Below are 19,692 nucleotides of genomic sequence, written 5' to 3' on the forward strand. Positions count from 1 at the left end.
TTTCTAGGTAACCTATTTATTCTATCGCCTTTATACTTTTTACAGACATAATAACCCCCGCTGGTGCGAGCGTCACGATCATACCCACAAAGTTTTTACATTCAGTTATAATTTTCATAACTCCATAATTCAATAGGTTTGCTGTACTGTTTCCAAAACTGTCTCTTATGGACATTACTATTCTTATTACCGAGTCTTTCCATCATCCACAATAGCCACTCTTTTCTACTTTCTTAGGGGTTTTTACTATTGCTGGCACGAGCATGACGCTCGCGCTAGCGGAGCATTCTTTTAGCTTACCATATATTTCGGAAGCGTAGCAGTATCAAACTCTCCTTTATACAGCCATTCTGGAATATAATCACTTTTTACGTTAATTTTTATACCATTATCGTATGCCAAGGCAACTGCTCCTAAAAGACGCCAACTTATCCAACCATCTGAGTCGTTACAGCGGTTATTTTTTTTTGTGTCATAATACGTTTTATGCCTAGTAAGTGCTTCTATTAATTGCGCATTAAAATCTTCTTCATTATTTCGTAAAAGCGCTTCGTATACAAATAACAAAGGCTCATATAAATAAGTTACAAATTCTATGGCAAAGCCTTCCTGTAAATAATCTCCAGAATCTGCGTTGGTAGATTTAATAGCATCTATTAATAACTTCTCCCTTGTTTTGGGGTTAGAATGTAAACTACAAAGAAAATGGAGCATATTTTTATGTAATACTGTCCAACCTGCATCTGCCCGATCCATAGCACTATCTGTAATACCTTCCAATACATTTAAACCTGCTTGGTCCCGTAGTACTCTAAAAATACTATAAGTATTTAACCAATCGGAAAAGCCCATATTGCTTTTGTAGGCAACACCCATATGCTGTACAGGTTTGTCTCTAAATTGTACGGTTACTTCTGTACCTGCAGAGTATGCTAAATGATAAAAGGCTTTTGCTAAAATTTTGAAATAATGCAATGCTTTCGTCTGCAAGGCTCTGTCTTGGTTTGGGCAGGTTGCATATTTGTTAAAGTCATCTAAAATAAAAAATGCAAAAGTTCCTAGTGTATTGGATGAAACATCATTTTCGAAGCGTTCAAAAGAGTTTATTTCTAATTTATCAATTTTTCTATTGACATTATTTAAGTAACGTTCAAAATGCTCAGCGGGTATTATAGTTTTATTAATTTCCATAGACACGAGATGTTTTTTATAATTTTTAGGTAACCTATTTATTCTATCGCCTTTATACTTTTTACAGGCATAATAACCCCCGCTGGTGCGAGCGTCACGATCATACCCACAAAGTTTTTACATTCAGTTATAATTTTAATAACTCCATAATTCAATAGGTTTGCTGTACTGTTTCCAAAACTGTCCCTTATGGACATTACTATTCTTATTACCGAATCTTTCCATCATTCACAATAGCCACTCTTTTCTACTTTCTTAGGGGTTTTTACTATTGCTGGCACGAGCGTGACGCTCGCGCTAGCGGAGCATTCTTTTAGCTTACCATATATTTCGGAAGCGTAGCAGTATCAAACTCTCCTTTATAGAGCCATTCTGGAATATAATCACTTTTTATATTAATTTTTATACCATTATCGTATGCCAAGGCAACTGCCCCTAAAAGACGCCAACTTATCCAACCATCTGAATCGTTACAGCGGTTATTTTTTTTTGTGTCATAATACGTTCTGTGTCTGGTAAGTGCTTCTATTAATTGCGCATTAAAATCTTCTTCATTATTTCGCAAAAGCGCTTCATATAAAAACAACAAGGGCTCGTATAAATAGGTTACAAATTCTATGGCAAAGCCTTCCTGTAAATAATCTCCAGAATCTGCGTAGGTAGATTTAATAGCATCTATTAATAACTTCTCCCTTGTTTTGGGGTTAGTATGTAAACTACAAAGAAAATGGAGCATGTTTTTATCTAAAGTATCCCAACTTGTTTCTGCCCGATCCATAGCACTATCTGTAATACCTTCCAATACATTTAAACCTGCTTGGTCTCGTAAAACTCTAAAAATACCGTAAGCATTTAACCAGTCGGCAAAGCCCATATTGCTTTTGTAGGCAACACCCATATGCTGTACAGGTTTGTCTCTAAATTGTACGGTTACTTCTGTACCTGCAGAGTATGCTAAATGATAAAAGGCTTTTGCTAAAACTCGCCAGTAAAATAGTAGTTTAGTTTGCGAGGCTCTGTCTTGATTTTGACAGGTTGCATATTTGTTAAAGTCATTTAAAGCGTGTTTTGTAACAGTACCTATAGTATTTGTTGCAACACTTTTCTCAAAAATTTCAAAAAATTCATTCTCTATTGTATATATTCTTTTTTGAGCATTATTTAAGAAACGTTCAAAATGCTCAGCGGGTATTATAGTTTTATTAATTTCCATAAATATCAAATTGTCAGGAGTGCAGGACAGCTTAAATTAATCTACTTTATATCCCTCAATTTCAATTGCAAACTCACATTGCCTTGCCATTCATTTTCATCAATAGAAAAAACAGCGCTAAAGGGTTTTCTACCTGTTAACATGGGTAATTTATCACCTAAATTAAAACCAATTCCACCAATAGGGCCATAGCCATTTTGGGTAACCGCAAATTTTAAATGTTTCCCTTCTTCACCTACGCCCTTTGCATACCCAGAATCTTGAATATTTTCTGCCATAAAAACAGGCGTCATATTCTCCGGACCAAAAGGTTCAAACTGATTAATGATACGCATCAGTTTAGGCGTAATGTCTTTTATCTCGATGAGCATGTCTACTGCAATCTCAGGAATTAATAAATTAGGATCTATGGTTTCCGAAACTACTTTTTCAAACTGATGTTTAAAATTATTGTACTGATCCTCTAGTAAAGTAAGTCCAGCTGCATATTTGTGTCCCCCGAACTGTTCTATATAATCTGCACAACCTTCGAGTGCATTATACACATCAAAGTCTTTTACGGAACGTGCAGAAGCCGCCAACTTATCACCACTTTTTGTGAACACTAAGGTTGGTCTATAATAGGTTTCCGTAAGTCTAGAGGCTACAATACCGATTACTCCTTTATGCCATGTTTCTTTATACACCACAGACGTAAAACCTTCTTCCTCTTTATTTTCAATAATCTGAGTAAGTGCTTCCTTCGTAATTTCTTGATCCAACCCTCTCCGATCAATATTATATTTCTCTATCTCACCCGCAAACTTTTCAGCTTGGGCTTCATTAGTTTCCGTCAATAAATTAACAGCATGCTGCCCGTGTACCATTCTACCCGCAGCATTAATCCGTGGGGCAATTACAAAAACAACATCGGTAATGGTTAATACGGATTTTTTAATCTGATTGATTATTGCCTTGAAACCAGCTCTAGGGTCTGAGTTTATCACTTTTAAGCCATAATAGGCCAACACTCTATTTTCACCCGTAATAGGCACAATATCTGCACCAATAGCCGTGGCTACTAAATCTAAATAAGGAATTAAATCTTGAATAGTTTCTCCCTGTCTGGAGCCTAAAGCTTGTATCAATTTAAAACCTACCCCACACCCGCAGAGTTCATCATACGGATACGTACAATCACTTCTCTTAGGATCCAAAATAGCTATAGCGTCTGGCAAAGTATCACCAGTTCTATGGTGGTCGCAAATAATAAAATCTACGCCCTTTTCTTTGGCATAAGCCACTTTATCTACCGCTTTTACCCCACAGTCTAAGGCTATTATTAAAGAGAAATTATTATCCTCTGCAAAATCAATTCCTTTATAAGATACGCCATAACCTTCTGCATATCTATCTGGAATATAGGTAGCCACATTGGGATAAAAAGACAATAAATACGAGGACATTAAGGCTACTGCTGTAGTACCATCTACATCATAATCGCCAAAAACCAGAATATTCTCTCCTTCATTAATTGCAGTTTCTATACGCGCTACCGCAATATCCATATCCTTCATCAAAAAAGGATCATGTAGGTCTGATAACTGAGGTCTGAAAAACAATTTTGCTTCTTCAAAAGTAGAAATGCCGCGTTGCAATAATAATTGCGCTACAAGATCTTCTACGTTTAAAGCACTGGCAAGTTCCTTAATTTTTTCTTCTTCGGGTTTGGCTTTAATCGTCCAGCGCATAATGTGTTAAGTAACATATTTTAAAAAAGGTTGCTATTGTCAGTTCGCGTATTTTTTGAAGCGTAGTGCAGAAAAATGTATCGAGAACTTTTACTTGGTTGCAAAGGCTCTTGGTACATTCTTCTTATTAGTTGGCACTACAAATAAAGTACTTGGACTGAAATTGAAGATATCAAGTTCGTGTGGTTTTGAACTTGATACTTGAACTTAATTTTTGATCTTAAGCTTCAATACTCTTATTTATTATGGAAAAACGTATTTATTTCTACCTCAGCAAACTGACGAAACATTTCCATTACGCCACAATATTTTTCTACGGATAAATCTACTGCCCTTTGCAATTTATCTTCTTTAAGATTAGCGCCATGAAAATGATATTCTACCGCTACTTTATCATAAAACTTTGGATGCTCATCCGTCAAATTTGCAATGGTTTCAATATGAAATTCTTCTACGTCTAATTTCATTTTTTTTATTAATGCTGCTACATCCAATCCTGAGCATCCTGCAAGAGAAGAAAGCATTAATGCTTTAGGTCTGTACCCATTACCATCACCACCATCTTCTTTAGCAATATCTATTTTTAAACTATTCCCAGAAGGGTTATTACTTTCAAAGGTCATGTTGCCCAACCATTTGGTTGATATATGATTTGTTGTGCTCATAATTTTTCGTTTCTTGTAAGGGATTTGATTACTCAAAAATACGATAAAAGAATATAAACAGAGAACGATATGGCCTTAGTACAACCTTTAGATCCGAATCACGATAAAGAAACCAAAGAATTAGCAGAATTCTTTAATGAAACGCTGGGCTTCTGTCCAAATTCTGTGTTAACCATGCAGCACAGACCTGCAATTTCTAAAGCATTTATAAATTTAAATAAAGCGGTTATGGCTAATGAAGGTAGAGTTACTTCTGCCTTAAAACGTATGATTGCTTGGGTAAGTAGTAATGCCACAGGATGCCGCTATTGCCAAGCACATGCCATTAGAGCCGCTGAGCGCTACGGAGCAGAGCAAGAGCAATTAGATAATATTTGGGAATACAGAACTCATGCTGCTTTCTCTGAGGCAGAACGTGCTGCATTAGATTTTTCATTGCAAGCATCTCAAGTACCAAATGGTGTTGATGCCGAAATAAAAGAACGTTTATACCAATATTGGAATGAAGGTGAAATTGTAGAAATGCTAGGTGTTATTTCTCTTTTTGGCTATTTAAATAGATGGAATGATTCTATGGGAACCACTATAGAAAATGACGCTGTTGAAAGTGCTGATCAATATCTAGGAAAAACAGGCTGGGAAAAAGGCAAACACGATGGATCTAAATATTAGTTGATGGTTGATGGTTGATGGTAATTTAAAAAATTTAGACCGAAAAGCAAACAGAACTATTAAAACGGTCCACGTGTCAATTTCAATAAAAAATGTGAGTTCCAGTGGTTTTTGTATGGCTCCATGTAAAAAGATAATATGGACAAACCCTAGGAACACGAATACTTCTCGATACTAATTTAAAGCAAAAAAAGCTTAAAATTCACTCGAAGTGACAACAGTATTCAGATTAAAAATGAAGACACCACAGTGTCAGTTCCAACGATTTTTGTGTAGCGCAACGAAATAAAAATAGTATCGAGAACCGATGACAACAAAAAGTTTGAGCATGAAGTTTAGACTTGAAAGATAAATGCAAACAACAAGCCCTGCCTATTGGTGGGGTTTATTTCTTGTAAGAACATTCTTAATTGTTCAATATATCCTTTGTTCTTTTCCTTAATTCAGGTAAAACATCTTTTTCAAACCAAGGGTTTTTCTTAAGCCAAAATCTATTTCGAGGAGATGGGTGCGGTAGCGGAAAATACTTTGGTGTATAATTTTGATAAGATTTAACCGTCTCTGTTAAGTTTTTTCCTGCGGTATTCTTTAGGTAATATTTTTGAGCATACATCCCAATTAATATGACCAACTCAATATCTGGCATCGCTTTAAAAAGCTCTTCATGCCAAAGCGGGGCACATTCTTTACAGGGAGGCAAATCACCTGTTTTACCTTTTCCTGGGTAGCAAAATCCCATTGGAATCAGTGCTATTTTTGTTTCATCATAAAAATCAGCATCAGAAACTCCTAACCATTTCCTTAATTGTTTGCCGCTAGGGTCGTCCCAAGGAACACCTGTTTTATGAACTTTAATTCCTGGAGCTTGCCCGATGATGGCAATTTTTGCTTTAGGGCTTCCTGCAATAATTGGCCTAGGACCTAATGGAAGTTTATCAATACACACCTTACAATTTCTAATAGCTTTTAATAAATCTTCCATTGTAAATTTTAAACATTTATCAGTCTACAATATCAATGGTCAATTCATTGTCGTTTGGTATTTCCTGTTCAGAGCATAGTGCTTTGTTTCTAGCATATTCTTCTTCTGAAACGTCTACCCAGTAGGCATCTCCAAATAATTTAAATAAATACCGTTCATCTATATATTTCTGGTATTGATTTTCAATTTTTATAACACGTACTTCTTCAATAGTATCATTGATAGTATCTCTAACTTCTTCGGTATAACTGTTTTCATTTAAGTAATGAATATAGACCCCTTTGTTACAAAAAAGAAAGTGTTTTGGCTCCCCAACACCAAAATCCCAATCTATACTTCCTTTATCCACAGCAACGCGGTATTTAAACCTATGGGAAGTTCCATAATTATGATTGGTGAATATCCCAAAAGAGGTTTTTTTAATGTCTGTTTTTTCAATCGTTAGGTGCATCCCGTTCGGCAGTATTTCACTCCTTTTGGTCACAGTTTCCTTTACCGTATCATTACATGCAGCAAATGAAACGACTACCGTAATTACAAGAAATATTTTGTAGAAAGAGCTATTCATAGCCATTATTTATATGTTAAAGCCATACCATCAAAACTCAATCCTTCAAAGCCCGAAGCCATGAAATTTCTAATATTCTGATGTCCGTTACCTTCTGGATCCTTTAAGACATCATCAAAATAATAGGCTCCAAAAGCAGCTAAAGTCCCTTCTTTCGTTAATTTTTGATCGACTGCAAAAGCAAATAATTTACAAGAACCGGAGTTCTCACCTGCTGGGTTAGTCAATGTCCCGTTCGTGAAAGCTGTTGGCGTAAAATTATAATGCTGCGCTATAACTGCCATCGTTTCAGAAAATTCAATTTCTTTAGGGGTATTTTCTAATTTACTTTTAAACTCTGCTATCGTCATTTCTCTTTTGTTTTTCCGGCAACCACAATAACAATCTCTCCTTTAGGCGGCTTATCTGTATAATGCTTTAAAACTTCTTCTGCGGTGCCGCGAATAGTTTCCTCGTATAATTTCGTTAATTCTCTAGAAACAGAAACTTGCCTTTCTGCTCCAAAATATTCCACGAAATTACTTAGTGTTTTTAATAATTTATGAGGAGATTCATAAAAAATTATAGTTCTTGGCTCTTCTGCAAGTAACAACAATCTTGTTTGTCTTCCTTTTTTAACGGGTAGAAAACCTTCGAAAACAAACTTATCATTAGGCAAGCCACTATTTACTAATGCAGGAACAAAAGCCGTAGCTCCTGGAAGACAATCGACCTCTATATTATGTTCTACGCAAGCTCTAGTTAATAAAAAACCTGGGTCTGAAATAGCAGGTGTACCGGCATCAGAAATTAAAGCTATAGTATCTCCTGCTTGAATACGCTTAACAATATTGTCTACTGTTTTATGCTCATTATGCATATGGTGACTTTGCATGTGCGTAGACACTTCAAGATGCTGCAATAGCTTGCCACTCGTACGCGTATCTTCCGCTAGAATTAAATCTGCTTCTTTTAATACACGTATGGCTCTTAGTGTAATATCTTCTAAATTTCCTATTGGTGTTGGTACAATATAGAGTTTTCCCATTGGGTAAAATTACGGCCTTGCCTTTTTACCCGCAAAATAAGAAATTATTAATCCGATAAAGGCTAATAATGCAAATAAAAACTGACCATCATTAACTGCTATATGTGCAAAAAAGGCTAAACCAATGTCAAAGAAAAAACCTGCGTACGCCCATTCCTTTAAAGATTTATTAAAATTACCAAATATGGCAATTAGACCTAAAATTTTAGCAAACGCTAAAGGATATACTAGGTAAGGAGGATATCCTAGTGCTTCAAATGCACCCTGAATAGCTTCATGATTCAATATATACATCTGAATTGAAAACAGCATTATTGCAGTTAGCAACCCTGTTCCTATCCAATATATTATTTTAAAATTTTTCATAAAAAAAGACTGATTTATAGTTTAAGTTAAACTATGAGTCAGCCTTTATACGTGATACTTACAAATTTATCTTTGGGAAAACTTGCGTGTTATGAGTTCTACAAATCTAATTTCATACTCTTCTTTTCCTTCCCAACTATTATAATCTGGTTTTACCATATTTACAATAAATGCAATAGAACGTTCTTCTGTAGTAATCGTATTTAACTGTGAAATTACACGGTTGTAGTCTTCCATGTTATTATTAAAAAGATGTTTTACAAAAGCCAAACGATCATTAAGCCCTACTTTTATTTCTTTCTGAAAAGTATCATTAACCGATTTCTTTACTTCTTCCGACACTTTTTTTTCTGTCTCTACAGGCATAAAAAGCTCTTTATCATTCTTCATTAAAGCGGGTGTTGCCATAAAATCTGAAAATACATCTTCTGCTTCGGCACTCATAGGCATCTCAGAAACCATATCTTTTATGGTATCCATACCAGGAATCATAATATCTTCTTGATGCGGATTACTTTCAGGTACATGTTTATTTTCATGCATCACCGCATTGGCTAATTCCTCAAACTTTGCCGCAATGGCATTTTTAGAAACATCTATCTCTATATCATTTAGCTCCTCTTCAATAAATTTAAGCACCGCTAATTTCTCATACAACTCTTTTGATGCAGCATACATTCCAGTTATATCATTAATGTCATCAGCAGTAATAATATTTGTTGCAATTTTAACCAATTTTTTTTTCAGCTGTTTTTTCATCTGTCAAAATTTTTTATTCTAATCTATTATAAAAGACCGTGTTTGTTTAGTAATTTTATGGCTTCGTTTTAATAAAACGAATAACGTATAACTTTCGTCTAAAATTACAAAATGTTTCTCGAAAATACTGTAAACCCTAAAGAACAATTTGGCTGGATCGAAGTTATCTGTGGTTCTATGTTCTCTGGTAAGACTGAGGAGCTTATCCGAAGATTAAAAAGAGCCCAATTCGCAAAGCAAAAGGTTGAAATTTTTAAACCTCAAGTAGATACACGCTATGATGAGGAAATGGTGGTATCACATGATGCCAACCAAATACGCTCTACTCCCGTGCCCGCAGCCGCTAATATTCGTTTGCTAGCAGACGGCTGTGACGTAGTCGGAATTGACGAAGCGCAGTTTTTCGATGATGAAATTGTTGCCGTCTGCAATGATTTAGCAAATAAAGGCATCCGTGTTTTGGTCGCTGGCTTAGATATGGATTTTAAAGGAAACCCATTTGGTCCTATGCCTGCACTTATGGCTACAGCAGAATATGTAACCAAAGTACACGCCATTTGTACACGTACAGGAAACTTAGCCAATTACAGTTTTAGAAAGTCTTCCAATGACAAATTAGTGCTGTTAGGAGAAATAGAGGCTTATGAGCCATTGAGCCGAGCTGCATATTACAAAGCTATGCTCCGAGAAAAAGTCAAGGATATTGATATTGACGTAGAGCAAGTAAAAGATAATACAAAAACCAATGGCTAAGGCTCAAGAAACGGTTCTAGAAATAAACTTAAAAGCTTTAGAACACAATTACCAGTACTTAAAAACAAAAATTACTTCAAAAACTAAATTTCTAGGCGTAGTTAAAGCGTTTGCCTACGGAAGTGACGCGGTAGCGATTGCTACTAAATTAGTCGATTTAGGGGTAGATTATCTTGCGGTTGCTTATGCGGAAGAAGGTGTTACGCTTCGTAATGCTGGGATTAAAGTCCCTATTTTGGTTTTACACTCTCAAATAGTAAGTTTTGATACTATTATTGAACGCTGTTTAGAACCCAATATCTTTTCAGAAAGAATACTAACGGAGTTTATTGCTACCGCAGAGCGCCACAATCAGAAAAATTATCCTATTCATCTAAAATTTAATACAGGATTAAATAGGTTAGGCTTTAATGCTAAGGATATTCCTTCAATCGTTAAAAAACTATCAGAAACTACGGCTGTAAAAGTGTTGTCTATTTTTTCACATTTAGCCGCTTCTGAAGATTTAGAGGAAAAAGAATTTACCCTAAATCAAATTAAAAGCTTCAATAAAATTAGTAGGCAAATAGATGCCGCCTTACCTTATATTCCCTTTAAACATTTATCAAACACCTCTGGAATTATCAACTACCCAGAAGCGCATTTTGATATGGTACGAAGCGGAATTGGCTTATACGGCTTTGGAAATGATAGCGATGAGGATAAAAATTTTATTCCTGTTGCTACTCTTAAAACAAATATCTCTCAAATACATTATTTAGAAGCCAATGAAAGTGTTGGCTACAACCGAGCTTTTACTTCTGATAAAAAATTAAAAACCGCAACTTTGCCTTTAGGCCATGCGGACGGTATTGGTAGAGAATATGGAAATGGCAAAGGAGTTGTTTGTGTACACGGTCATTATGCTCCAATTCTTGGCAATACGTGTATGGACATGATTATGGTTGATGTTACAGGTATTGATTGTGCTGAAGGCGATGAAGTTATCGTTTTTGGAGAAAAACCAACAGCAACGGAATTTGCAGAAGGAGCCAATACCATTTCTTATGAAGTGCTTACAGGTATCTCTCAGAGGGTTAAGCGTGTCATCCTTTAAACAATAAATATTCATTAACATTTATTTAAGATTTAATTTTTTAGTACCTTGCGCTACATTAAACTATTAACTAATAATTAAAAACACTAAATCATGTTAAAAGAATTTAAGAATTTCATTATGACAGGTAATGTCATAGAATTTGCAGTTGCAGTAATTATGGCTGGCGCATTAGGTGCCGTAATTAATGGATTTGTTAAGGATATCGCTATGCCATTTATTGGTTATTTCGCTGGCGGAATGAATTTTGAAGATATGCATATTGCAATGGACGGACAAGATTACACTACTTTAGCTGCTGCAAAAGAAGCAGGTGGAGCTGTAATCGCTTACGGTTCTTGGATTAACACTATCGTAAACTTATTAATCGTTGGATTAGTGATGTTCATGATTGTAAGAGCTTACAACAAAACAAAAACACCTCCTGCTCCTGCAGCTCCTGCTGGACCTTCTCAAGAAGATCTTCTTGCTGAAATTAGAGATTTATTGAAAAAATAAATAAAATTCATTATCCAATATTTGGGTAATACCGCTGCACTGCAGTACTAATCTAAAGCCGTCAGGTACATTACGCTAATGTATTTGACGGTTTTTCTTTTGCCCTACTTAACACATTTTTTCTTAAGATGAAAAAATAGCTAAAAGGATTACTCTATTGTTTTAAATATGGAATCTACACTAGCTTTAGATATAGGCTTATCAAAATAGCCAAATACTAAAGGGTGTTCTTTTGCTAAAATTAGATCTTTAGAATTTGTGAAAGCAGATAATATGTATATTCGGAGACTGCTCTTGTTCTTTCCTGTTTTTTCTAATTCTTCTAAAAACTGCCAACCATTTATTTCTGGCATTACAAGATCTAGTAGTAATATATCGGGTAAATCAGTTTCAGAAAAGGCTTCATCCTGTATGAGCACTAAAACTTCTGCAGCACTTTCAAAAATATTAATAGCACACGAAGTAGAAGATTGTCGAACCCCATATTGTGTAGCAAATCGTGATACTAAATCGTCATCAATAATCCATACCTTCATATTATTCTCTAAAACTTCCTTTTTTGGCAAATTTATGGTTTTTAGACTTCCTAGCTATAATATCATGAAAGATAATCAAATTATGTTATAAATATAACTTTTTGTTAAATTATAATTATTCATCTTTAATTTCTTTGTCCGATTAGTCCTATTGAAGTACATTTGTTGCTCAAAATTTATAACAATGAAAGTAGCAGTTGTAGGTGCAACAGGTATGGTAGGTGAAGTAATGCTAAAAGTATTAGCTGAACGTAATTTTCCTATCACAGAATTATTATTAGTAGCTTCTGAACGTTCAGTAGGTAAAAAAATGACCTATAAAAATAAGGAATATACCGTTATAGGTTTAGCTGATGCTGTAGCTGCAAAGCCAGAGATTGCCATTTTTTCTGCTGGTGGAGACACCTCAACAGAATGGGCTCCTAAATTTGCTGCAGTAGGCACAACAGTAATTGATAATTCATCTGCATGGCGAATGGATCCTACCAAGAAATTGATAGTTCCTGAAATTAATGCAGACCAATTAACAAAAGAAGATAAAATTATAGCAAACCCTAATTGCTCTACGATTCAATTAGTTATGTGTCTTGCTCCTCTTCACAAAAAATATAAAATGAAAAGGGTGGTAATTTCTACCTACCAATCTGTTTCTGGAACAGGCGTAAAAGCTGTTCAACAATTAGAAAATGAAATTGCAGGTATAAAAGGTGAAATGGCATATCCTTATCCTATCGGAAGAAATGCATTACCACACTGTGATGTCTTTTTAGAAAACGGATACACCAAAGAAGAAATGAAATTAGCGCGTGAACCTCAAAAAATATTTGATGATCGTAGCTTTTCTATAACGGCTACAGCTGTACGTATCCCTACTGCAGGAGGACATTCTGAGTCTGTGAATGTTGAGTTTGAGAACGATTTTGATTTGACCGAAGTACGTAAACTATTAAGCGAATCATCAGGAGTTATTGTACAAGATAATCCGGATACAAATACGTATCCAATGCCAATTTATGCGCATGATAAAGACGATGTTTTTGTTGGACGTATTCGTAGAGATGAAACCCAACGCAACACTTTAAATATGTGGATTGTTGCTGACAATCTTAGAAAAGGTGCCGCAACCAATGCAGTACAGATTGGAGAATACTTAGTAGCACACAACTTGGTGTAACTCCTAAACCCTAAAGAATGTTAAAACCTTTGCAACAAGCCTGTTGCAAAGGTTTTTTTTTGGTATTTTTAGAGAGACTAATTAAACCACCTATGAAAATAATTGCAAGCATAGCAATGACTACTATACTACTAGTAAGTTGCGAAACAACACCTAAAAAAGAAAAAATAACTGTGAATTATCCTATAACACATAAAGCAGATAGTGTAGATACCTATTTTGGTACTGAAATAAAAGACCCATACCGGTGGCTAGAAGACGACAAAAGCTCAGAAACGGAAGCCTGGGTAAAAGACCAGAATAAGGTTACCTACGGGTATTTAGATCATATTCCCTTTAGAGAGGATCTAAAAAACCGACTACAAAAACTATGGAATTATGAGAAATTAGGATCGCCTTTTACAGAGGGTGATTATAGTTATTTCTACAAAAATGACGGACTGCAGAATCAATATGTTGTGTATAGAAAAAAAGGCGAAGACGGCGAAGCTGAAGTTTTTTTAGACCCCAACACATTTTCTAAAGATGGTACCACCTCATTAGCGGGTTTAAGTTTTTCTAAAGATGGAAGTGTTGCTGCCTATTCTATTTCCGAAGGCGGTAGTGATTGGCGAAAGGTTATCTTGTTAGACGCCGTAAAAAACGAAATTATTGAAGACACTTTAGTCGATATTAAATTCAGCGGAATTTCTTGGAAGAATAATGAGGGGTTTTATTATTCTAGTTACGACAAGCCAAAAGGAAGCGAACTATCCGCTAAAACAGATCAACACAAATTATACTATCATAAACTGGGAACACCCCAAAAAGAAGATGCCTTAATTTATGGAGGCACTCCGGATCAAAAGCACCGATATGTTAGTGGTGATGTTACTGAAGACGGACACTTTTTATTTGTATACCCAAGAACATCAACTTCAGGAAGTAAGCTTTTAATGCAAGATCTTACAAAACCAGACGCCACGTTTGTAACTATTCTTGACCATACAGATACCGATAGCTACATTATTGATAACGAGGGTTCCAAATTGTATATCATGACCAATATGGAAGCTCCAAATCAGAAAGTAATCACCGTCGATGCTGATAATCCTAGCCCAGAAAATTGGGTAGATTTTATTCCCGAAACCGAAAACGTATTATCACCAAATACCGGTGGAGGTTATTTTTTTGCAGAATATATGGTTGATGCTATTTCTAAAGTATATCAGTATGATTATAATGGAAACTTAGTTCGCGAAGTAAAATTACCTGGAGTTGGTTCCGCAGGAGGATTTGGAGGTAAAAAAGAAGAAAAAGAATTCTATTTTTCATTTACCAATTACAGCACCCCAGGATCTTTGTATAAATACAATGTAGAAACAGGAGACTATACGCAGTATTGGAAACCAAATATTGATTTCAATCCATCAGATTATGAATCCAAGCAAGTATTCTTCACTTCAAAAGATGGCACCAAAGTTCCTATGATTATTACCCATAAAAAAGGAATAGAACTCAATGGTAAAAATCCAACTATATTATACGGTTACGGCGGTTTTAATATCAGCCTAACACCTTCATTTAGCATTGCAAATGCTGTTTGGATGGAGCAAGGTGGCGTTTATGCCGTTCCCAACTTAAGAGGGGGTGGTGAGTATGGTAAAAAATGGCATGATGCAGGAACAAAATTACAGAAGCAAAATGTTTTCGATGATTTTATTGCTGCTGCAGAATATCTAATTAAGAAAAAATACACTTCAAAAGATTATTTAGCGATTAAAGGAGGGTCTAATGGTGGATTATTAGTAGGTGCTGTTATGACACAAAGACCAGATTTAATGAAAGTGGCCATGCCAGCTGTTGGAGTATTAGATATGCTACGCTACCATACATTTACCTCTGGTGCCGGTTGGGCCTATGACTATGGAACTTCTGAAGACAATAAAGAAATGTTTGAGTACCTAAAAGGATACTCTCCGGTCCACAATGTAAAAAAAGGAACCGCCTACCCCGCAACGATAGTTACCACGGGAGATCATGATGATCGTGTAGTACCTGCGCATAGTTTTAAATTTGCCGCAGCTTTACAAGAAGCACAAGCTGGCGATAATCCAACATTAATACGCATTGATGTAAATGCAGGACACGGCGCAGGCAAATCTACCGAGGCTATCATAAATGAGCAAGTAGACTTACAAGCTTTCACCTTGTTTAACATGGGGTTTGAAACGCTACCAAACCAAGCCGTTTTAAAAGAATTTAAAGAGTAATACATTTTCAATATTTGAGATTAAAATCCGTTTCTAACTGAAACGGATTTTTTATTTCTAATTTTGTCTGCTATAGAATACACTATGTTACACATAAAGAACCTTTCTTTTTCCTATTCTTCTCTCCAGATTATCTCTGATATTAGTTTTACGGCTGAAAAAGGAGCACATATTTCTATTATCGGAGAAAGTGGCTGCGGGAAGAGCACATTATTAAAGCTTTTGTATGGCATTTTACAACCCAATACTGGAAGTATCTTTTGGGATGAAAATCCTATTTTAGGTCCCGACTTTAAATTGGTTCCCGGAGAGACTTTTATGAAATACCTCTCTCAAGATTTTGATTTGATGCCCTACTTATCGGTAGAAGAAAATGTGAGTCAATTTTTATCAGTGTTCTATCCTCAAGAACTTAAAGAGCGTACGGAAGAGCTTTTAGAAATGATAGAGATGACAGCTTTTGCCAAGACAAAAGTAAAACTCTTAAGTGGTGGTCAACAGCAAAGGGTAGCACTAGCCAGAGTTCTAGCCCAAAAACCTGAAATTCTCTTATTAGACGAACCTTTCAGTCACATTGATAATTCTAGGAAAAATAGCTTGCGAAGAAATCTTTTCAACTATTTAAAAACCGAACACATCACCTGCATCGTAGCATCACATGACACCAATGATATTCTGTCTTTTGCAGATGAGGTTATTGTTTTAAAAGAAGGTAACATTTTAGCAAAAGAGAATCCCGAAACACTCTATATGCATCCTAAAAATAAGTACACCGCTTCTTTATTTGGCGATGTAAATCTTATTCCTATTTCTTTATTAAAACCTTATGCTACGCTTGAGAAATCTATTCTAGTATATCCATCAGAACTTATTATTTCTGAAAATAGTGGATTAAAGGTATGGGTAAAAAACTCGTATTTTAAAGGTTCTCATTACTTAATTGAAGGCCAACTTAATGAGACCGATATCATTTTATTTAACGCCCCTCGTGCTTATGAAACCGAAAAAGAAGCGTTCTTAAATGTAGCCCTTGACACCATAAATGCAAGAATAAAAGATTGATTTTGAATAAGGAACTAATCATACAAGAATTACAATTTAAGGCTGTTAGAAGTAGCGGTGCTGGTGGACAGCATGTAAACAAGGTAGCTACCAAAATCGAACTGTTTTTTGATATTGCAAAATCGAGCTGTCTAAACCCAATTGAAAAAGATAAGATTTATTTAAAATTAAAGAATAAAATAAACAAAGAAAAGGTATTACAACTACAGTGTGATGAAAGCCGAAGTCAGCACAAAAATAAAGCCCTTGTTATAAAGAGATTCCTCCTGATTTTAGAAAACACGCTTAAAGAACCAAAAAAACGGAAACGAACAAAACCGAGTAGATCTTCAATAGAAAAACGATTACACAGTAAAAAGAAAGCTGCGCAAAAAAAGGCGAATCGGAATAAAAACAATTGGTAAATACTAAAAAATTAAAGAAAGTAATAACTACTAAACTTTGCGTATTTTTATACTTCTAAAGTTTAGCAGATGAAAACTATATTGCAACTATGCAGCCTATTATTTATTTTTGCTTCTTGCGAAGATAAACAGCCCAAATCACTGGACAGTATTTTAGACTGGAAAAAAAGAATGCATACTACTACCTTACCAGATTCTTTAGAAAGTGGCAGCAGCTACTTATCTGTCTATTCACAAATTTATAGCGTTACAGAACATGTTACTCATGATTTAACTGCCACGGTAAGCATCAGAAACACCAGTAGAAAAGATACCTTATACATAACTAAAGGAGAATATTTTAACTCACAGGGGAAACTTCTAAACACCTATATTGACAAAACCATTTATTTGAATCCGCTGGAAACCTTAGCCATTGTTATTGCAGAAAAAGATAAAGAGGGAGGGTCTGGTGCAAATTTCATTTTTGATTGGCAAGTAAAACCGAATACATCAGCGCCTTTATTTGAAAGTGTGATGATTTCTACATCCGGCTCTCAAGGCTTGTCTTTTACCACACAAGGAAAAAAAATAGATTAGAATTAAAATAGGCTACATATATTTGTCAAAAAAAAAATCAAATGAAAAATAGTATCCTTTTCTTATGCATTATCCTATTTCTAGGATGTAACGATGAAAAAGAAAATATTGATTACGTTGCCAAAAATGAAGCTGATATAGCTGCTTATCTTACCGAAAATAAAATAGAGGCTACTAGAAGTGACTCTGGTCTATACTATAGCACTGAAGCTCAAGGTGAAGGGGAACAACCCTCAAGTAATTCTGATGTTACTGTTGGCTATAAAGGTTACTTTTTAGATGGAGAAGTTTTTGACGAGAGCGATGCTAGTGGCATTACATTTAACATTAATGGCGTAATAAAAGGATGGACAGAAGGCATTGCATACTTTAATGAAGGTGGCTCTGGAAAACTATTTGTTCCTGCTCATTTAGGGTATGGATCAAACACGTATGGCCCAATACCAGGAGGTTCTGTATTAATTTTTGATATTAATTTACTGAAAGTAGAAAATTAAAAATAACGAGAAATGAAATTCTCTAAAGTGTATTTAGAGAATTTCATTGATTGTAATTTCATTGGTATTAAAGGTAACTATAGCTCCTTTTTCTTTACCGAAAAGTAATTTTCCCATTGGAGTTTCTGAAGAAATACAATATACAGAAATACCATCTCCTTTATATTCTCCTGCCGAAATGCCTAAAAAATAATTGGCTTTATTTGTTTTGACCAAATTACCCAAACCAACAAAATTTGTCTTAGTTTTTATATTTACCATATCTAAAACCTTAGCCATTTTCTCTGCTTCTGCTAACTGAACTCCAGATTTTTCTAATTCTAATTGAAGCATAGCCCTACCGGTCTCATGCTTATCACCAGCGCTACTCTTAGTTTCACTATCTAATGACTCTTTAAAATCTGCAATATTCACACGAATACGAGCTATTCTATTCGCTGCAAAATTTTCACAGAAGTCATATAACTGTTTTTTTAAATTTTGTTCCATCACCTTTCCGATTTAAATTAAAGCAAGAAGTAGTTTTTTAATCTAATTTTTGCGCGCGCAAATCTAGACTAAATCCGCCAATTCTTTACCAATAATACTGCCAATTGCAATTCCCATTCCTCCCATTCGTATTCCGCAATACACATGGTTAGAAACTTGCTTAATTATGGGTCTTTTTTGTGGACCTACGCCCATAATACCACTCCAACTATACGCAATTTCAAAATCGTAATCTGTGAGTATGACCTCCTTTAATAACTGCTCTAATTTATTTTGTACGAGCGCTGTTTCTCCAAATTCTGTAGTTTCTTCTGTTTGAAAATCTAAATTACGACCGCCACCAAACAAAATCCGACCGTCAATGTTTCTGAAGTAATAATACCCTTCATCTAAATGAAAAGTACCTTTTATTTTTAAATCCTTAATGGGTTTCGTAATTAATACCTGAGCTCGCGCTGGTTTAATCTCTTCTCCTAATAATTCTGTACCAAAACCATTGGTGGCAATGATTAACTTTTTAGTCGTAAACTCAAATTCATTTGTTTTTACGGCAACACCATCTGCTAAGTCTACAAAATGCTCTACGTGTAAAGAATTTAATAGCATTACTCCACTTGATTGAACACGAAGTACTAATTGAGACATCATTTTTCCTGTGTCTATCTGAGATTCAAAAATGTTTGTGATATAATTATTTTGGACTTTTTTAAAATTAAAGGTATTTGCATGAACCTTAAAAGCATCCCCTTTAAAAATTGGATTTAAAAAGGAATTCGTGGTTGCTATTTTAGCTAAGCATTCCTCATAAAGAGCCTCTTGCTGGTCCGTAAATATTTCATGACCGCCTAGATTTTTAAACCCAATCTCTTTGTCCCCTAAGTTTTCTCGTAAAAGATGAATACCCTCCCAACGTTTTTTTACAAGCTGAAACACTTCATCCTCAGAATGGGTTTTAAGATCCGATAAAACTTCGGAAATACTACCAAAACAGGCAAATCCTGCATTTTTAGTACTTGCACCTTGTGGTAAAATCCCTTTTTCCAAAATTAATATTTTGGCTTTAGGATATTTAGCTTTTAATTGTAAAGCGCAATTTAAACCCACAATTCCACTACCAACAATGGTATAATCTACATGAGACAACCAAGTTTTATACTCCCAATAACTTAACTTCATAAT

23 protein-coding genes are annotated in these 19,692 nt (G+C 35.1%); 10 read left to right on the forward strand and 13 right to left on the reverse strand.

Annotated features, from left to right (window positions below):
* Window positions 1-291 precede the first annotated feature (291 nt).
* From GQR94_RS07205 to GQR94_RS07220, 4 genes are all read right to left on the reverse strand, one after another.
* On the reverse strand, window positions 292-1,191 hold the full coding sequence (locus GQR94_RS07205; RefSeq protein WP_158974850.1) for an immunity 49 family protein: 900 nt from the start codon (window positions 1,189-1,191) through the stop codon (window positions 292-294).
* Between the two features lie 313 nt (window positions 1,192-1,504).
* Window positions 1,505-2,404 carry an immunity 49 family protein gene (locus tag GQR94_RS07210; protein WP_158974851.1) on the reverse strand — a complete coding sequence of 300 codons (900 nt, stop codon included), beginning with the start codon at window positions 2,402-2,404 and terminating at the stop codon, window positions 1,505-1,507.
* Window positions 2,405-2,445: 41 nt separating this feature from the next.
* Entirely contained in the window at window positions 2,446-4,134 is a 1,689-nt protein-coding gene (gene recJ, locus GQR94_RS07215) for a single-stranded-DNA-specific exonuclease RecJ (RefSeq protein WP_158974852.1), read from the reverse strand.
* A 236-nt stretch (window positions 4,135-4,370) separates the two neighbouring features.
* Entirely contained in the window at window positions 4,371-4,799 is a 429-nt protein-coding gene (locus GQR94_RS07220) for an OsmC family protein (RefSeq protein WP_034666399.1), read from the reverse strand.
* 69 nt (window positions 4,800-4,868) lie between these two features.
* Here GQR94_RS07220 and GQR94_RS07225 point away from each other — a divergent pair, with 69 nt between their 5' ends.
* On the forward strand, window positions 4,869-5,471 hold the full coding sequence (locus GQR94_RS07225) for a carboxymuconolactone decarboxylase family protein (protein ID WP_034666400.1): 603 nt from the start codon (window positions 4,869-4,871) through the stop codon (window positions 5,469-5,471).
* 406 nt (window positions 5,472-5,877) lie between these two features.
* On the opposite strand, the gene GQR94_RS07230 is transcribed toward GQR94_RS07225, so the two are convergent.
* The 6 genes from GQR94_RS07230 to GQR94_RS07255 form a co-directional block, all read right to left on the reverse strand.
* Window positions 5,878-6,453 (reverse strand): uracil-DNA glycosylase family protein, encoded by a 576-nt coding sequence (locus tag GQR94_RS07230; protein ID WP_158974853.1) that lies wholly within the window; start codon window positions 6,451-6,453, stop codon window positions 5,878-5,880.
* 19 nt (window positions 6,454-6,472) lie between these two features.
* Window positions 6,473-7,027 (reverse strand): hypothetical protein, encoded by a 555-nt coding sequence (locus GQR94_RS07235; protein ID WP_158974854.1) that lies wholly within the window; start codon window positions 7,025-7,027, stop codon window positions 6,473-6,475.
* A complete protein-coding gene (locus GQR94_RS07240) occupies window positions 7,027-7,371 on the reverse strand; it encodes a HopJ type III effector protein (protein WP_158974855.1) in 345 nt (114 codons plus the stop codon). The genes GQR94_RS07235 and GQR94_RS07240 overlap by 1 nt, the downstream gene beginning before the upstream one ends.
* Window positions 7,368-8,048, reverse strand: a complete 681-nt coding sequence (gene rsmI, locus GQR94_RS07245) for a 16S rRNA (cytidine(1402)-2'-O)-methyltransferase (RefSeq protein ID WP_158974856.1) — start codon at window positions 8,046-8,048, stop codon at window positions 7,368-7,370. Before rsmI ends, GQR94_RS07240 begins: the two co-directional genes overlap by 4 nt.
* A gap of 9 nt (window positions 8,049-8,057) precedes the next feature.
* Entirely contained in the window at window positions 8,058-8,414 is a 357-nt protein-coding gene (locus GQR94_RS07250) for a DoxX family protein (RefSeq protein WP_158974857.1), read from the reverse strand.
* 66 nt (window positions 8,415-8,480) lie between these two features.
* The gene (locus GQR94_RS07255; protein ID WP_158974858.1) at window positions 8,481-9,173 is read right to left on the reverse strand and encodes a hypothetical protein; all 693 of its coding nucleotides are present in this window, start codon (window positions 9,171-9,173) and stop codon (window positions 8,481-8,483) included.
* 111 nt (window positions 9,174-9,284) lie between these two features.
* Between GQR94_RS07255 and GQR94_RS07260 the strand changes: the two genes are divergently transcribed.
* From GQR94_RS07260 to mscL, 3 genes are all read left to right on the forward strand, one after another.
* Entirely contained in the window at window positions 9,285-9,926 is a 642-nt protein-coding gene (locus GQR94_RS07260; protein WP_158974859.1) for a thymidine kinase, read from the forward strand.
* Complete coding sequence (alr, locus tag GQR94_RS07265; RefSeq protein WP_158974860.1) at window positions 9,919-11,022, forward strand: alanine racemase; 1,104 nt, start codon at window positions 9,919-9,921, stop codon at window positions 11,020-11,022. The genes GQR94_RS07260 and alr overlap by 8 nt, the downstream gene beginning before the upstream one ends.
* Before the next feature lie 93 nt (window positions 11,023-11,115).
* The gene (gene mscL, locus GQR94_RS07270; protein ID WP_158974861.1) at window positions 11,116-11,520 is read left to right on the forward strand and encodes a large conductance mechanosensitive channel protein MscL; all 405 of its coding nucleotides are present in this window, start codon (window positions 11,116-11,118) and stop codon (window positions 11,518-11,520) included.
* A 149-nt stretch (window positions 11,521-11,669) separates the two neighbouring features.
* Here mscL and GQR94_RS07275 read toward each other — a convergent pair whose 3' ends face one another.
* The gene (locus GQR94_RS07275) at window positions 11,670-12,086 is read right to left on the reverse strand and encodes a response regulator (protein WP_158974862.1); all 417 of its coding nucleotides are present in this window, start codon (window positions 12,084-12,086) and stop codon (window positions 11,670-11,672) included.
* Window positions 12,087-12,240: 154 nt separating this feature from the next.
* Between GQR94_RS07275 and GQR94_RS07280 the strand changes: the two genes are divergently transcribed.
* From GQR94_RS07280 to GQR94_RS07305, 6 genes are all read left to right on the forward strand, one after another.
* On the forward strand, window positions 12,241-13,230 hold the full coding sequence (locus GQR94_RS07280; protein ID WP_158974863.1) for an aspartate-semialdehyde dehydrogenase: 990 nt from the start codon (window positions 12,241-12,243) through the stop codon (window positions 13,228-13,230).
* Between the two features lie 92 nt (window positions 13,231-13,322).
* A complete protein-coding gene (locus GQR94_RS07285; protein WP_158974864.1) occupies window positions 13,323-15,482 on the forward strand; it encodes a prolyl oligopeptidase family protein in 2,160 nt (719 codons plus the stop codon).
* A gap of 84 nt (window positions 15,483-15,566) precedes the next feature.
* Window positions 15,567-16,544: an ABC transporter ATP-binding protein gene (locus GQR94_RS07290; protein ID WP_158974865.1), complete on the forward strand. Its 978-nt coding sequence runs from the start codon at window positions 15,567-15,569 to the stop codon at window positions 16,542-16,544.
* 2 nt (window positions 16,545-16,546) lie between these two features.
* Complete coding sequence (gene arfB, locus GQR94_RS07295) at window positions 16,547-16,948, forward strand: alternative ribosome rescue aminoacyl-tRNA hydrolase ArfB (RefSeq protein WP_158974866.1); 402 nt, start codon at window positions 16,547-16,549, stop codon at window positions 16,946-16,948.
* Between the two features lie 69 nt (window positions 16,949-17,017).
* Window positions 17,018-17,527, forward strand: a complete 510-nt coding sequence (locus GQR94_RS07300) for a DUF3124 domain-containing protein (protein WP_158974867.1) — start codon at window positions 17,018-17,020, stop codon at window positions 17,525-17,527.
* Window positions 17,528-17,568: 41 nt separating this feature from the next.
* On the forward strand, window positions 17,569-18,024 hold the full coding sequence (locus GQR94_RS07305; RefSeq protein WP_158974868.1) for an FKBP-type peptidyl-prolyl cis-trans isomerase: 456 nt from the start codon (window positions 17,569-17,571) through the stop codon (window positions 18,022-18,024).
* Between the two features lie 33 nt (window positions 18,025-18,057).
* Here GQR94_RS07305 and GQR94_RS07310 read toward each other — a convergent pair whose 3' ends face one another.
* Together GQR94_RS07310 and GQR94_RS07315 are read right to left on the reverse strand one after the other, a co-directional pair.
* Complete coding sequence (locus tag GQR94_RS07310) at window positions 18,058-18,513, reverse strand: 3-oxoacyl-ACP synthase (RefSeq protein ID WP_158974869.1); 456 nt, start codon at window positions 18,511-18,513, stop codon at window positions 18,058-18,060.
* Window positions 18,514-18,576: 63 nt separating this feature from the next.
* Window positions 18,577-19,689: an FAD-binding oxidoreductase gene (locus tag GQR94_RS07315; protein ID WP_158974870.1), complete on the reverse strand. Its 1,113-nt coding sequence runs from the start codon at window positions 19,687-19,689 to the stop codon at window positions 18,577-18,579.
* Between the last annotated feature and the right edge of the window lie 3 nt (window positions 19,690-19,692).

The sequence above is a fragment of the Cellulophaga sp. L1A9 genome (assembly GCF_009797025.1).
Taxonomy (GTDB): Bacteria; Bacteroidota; Bacteroidia; order Flavobacteriales; family Flavobacteriaceae; genus Cellulophaga.

What these genes read in the sequence shown, in the direction of transcription:
- GQR94_RS07285 (WP_158974864.1), top strand. Translation starts at nt 13,323, where the DNA reads ATGAAAATAATTGCAAGCATAGCAATGACTACTATACTACTAGTAAGT.
- GQR94_RS07305 (WP_158974868.1), top strand. Translation starts at nt 17,569, where the DNA reads ATGAAAAATAGTATCCTTTTCTTATGCATTATCCTATTTCTAGGATGT.
- GQR94_RS07220 (WP_034666399.1), bottom strand. Translation starts at nt 4,799, where the DNA reads ATGAGCACAACAAATCATATATCAACCAAATGGTTGGGCAACATGACC.
- GQR94_RS07255 (WP_158974858.1), bottom strand. Translation starts at nt 9,173, where the DNA reads ATGAAAAAACAGCTGAAAAAAAAATTGGTTAAAATTGCAACAAATATT.
- GQR94_RS07205 (WP_158974850.1), bottom strand. Translation starts at nt 1,191, where the DNA reads ATGGAAATTAATAAAACTATAATACCCGCTGAGCATTTTGAACGTTAC.
- GQR94_RS07260 (WP_158974859.1), top strand. Translation starts at nt 9,285, where the DNA reads ATGTTTCTCGAAAATACTGTAAACCCTAAAGAACAATTTGGCTGGATC.
- GQR94_RS07280 (WP_158974863.1), top strand. Translation starts at nt 12,241, where the DNA reads ATGAAAGTAGCAGTTGTAGGTGCAACAGGTATGGTAGGTGAAGTAATG.
- GQR94_RS07230 (WP_158974853.1), bottom strand. Translation starts at nt 6,453, where the DNA reads ATGGAAGATTTATTAAAAGCTATTAGAAATTGTAAGGTGTGTATTGAT.
- mscL (WP_158974861.1), top strand. Translation starts at nt 11,116, where the DNA reads ATGTTAAAAGAATTTAAGAATTTCATTATGACAGGTAATGTCATAGAA.
- rsmI (WP_158974856.1), bottom strand. Translation starts at nt 8,048, where the DNA reads ATGGGAAAACTCTATATTGTACCAACACCAATAGGAAATTTAGAAGAT.
- GQR94_RS07210 (WP_158974851.1), bottom strand. Translation starts at nt 2,404, where the DNA reads ATGGAAATTAATAAAACTATAATACCCGCTGAGCATTTTGAACGTTTC.
- alr (WP_158974860.1), top strand. Translation starts at nt 9,919, where the DNA reads ATGGCTAAGGCTCAAGAAACGGTTCTAGAAATAAACTTAAAAGCTTTA.
- GQR94_RS07250 (WP_158974857.1), bottom strand. Translation starts at nt 8,414, where the DNA reads ATGAAAAATTTTAAAATAATATATTGGATAGGAACAGGGTTGCTAACT.
- GQR94_RS07315 (WP_158974870.1), bottom strand. Translation starts at nt 19,689, where the DNA reads ATGAAGTTAAGTTATTGGGAGTATAAAACTTGGTTGTCTCATGTAGAT.
- GQR94_RS07300 (WP_158974867.1), top strand. Translation starts at nt 17,018, where the DNA reads ATGAAAACTATATTGCAACTATGCAGCCTATTATTTATTTTTGCTTCT.
- GQR94_RS07240 (WP_158974855.1), bottom strand. Translation starts at nt 7,371, where the DNA reads ATGACGATAGCAGAGTTTAAAAGTAAATTAGAAAATACCCCTAAAGAA.
- GQR94_RS07310 (WP_158974869.1), bottom strand. Translation starts at nt 18,513, where the DNA reads ATGGAACAAAATTTAAAAAAACAGTTATATGACTTCTGTGAAAATTTT.
- GQR94_RS07290 (WP_158974865.1), top strand. Translation starts at nt 15,567, where the DNA reads ATGTTACACATAAAGAACCTTTCTTTTTCCTATTCTTCTCTCCAGATT.
- GQR94_RS07225 (WP_034666400.1), top strand. Translation starts at nt 4,869, where the DNA reads ATGGCCTTAGTACAACCTTTAGATCCGAATCACGATAAAGAAACCAAA.
- recJ (WP_158974852.1), bottom strand. Translation starts at nt 4,134, where the DNA reads ATGCGCTGGACGATTAAAGCCAAACCCGAAGAAGAAAAAATTAAGGAA.
- GQR94_RS07235 (WP_158974854.1), bottom strand. Translation starts at nt 7,027, where the DNA reads ATGGCTATGAATAGCTCTTTCTACAAAATATTTCTTGTAATTACGGTA.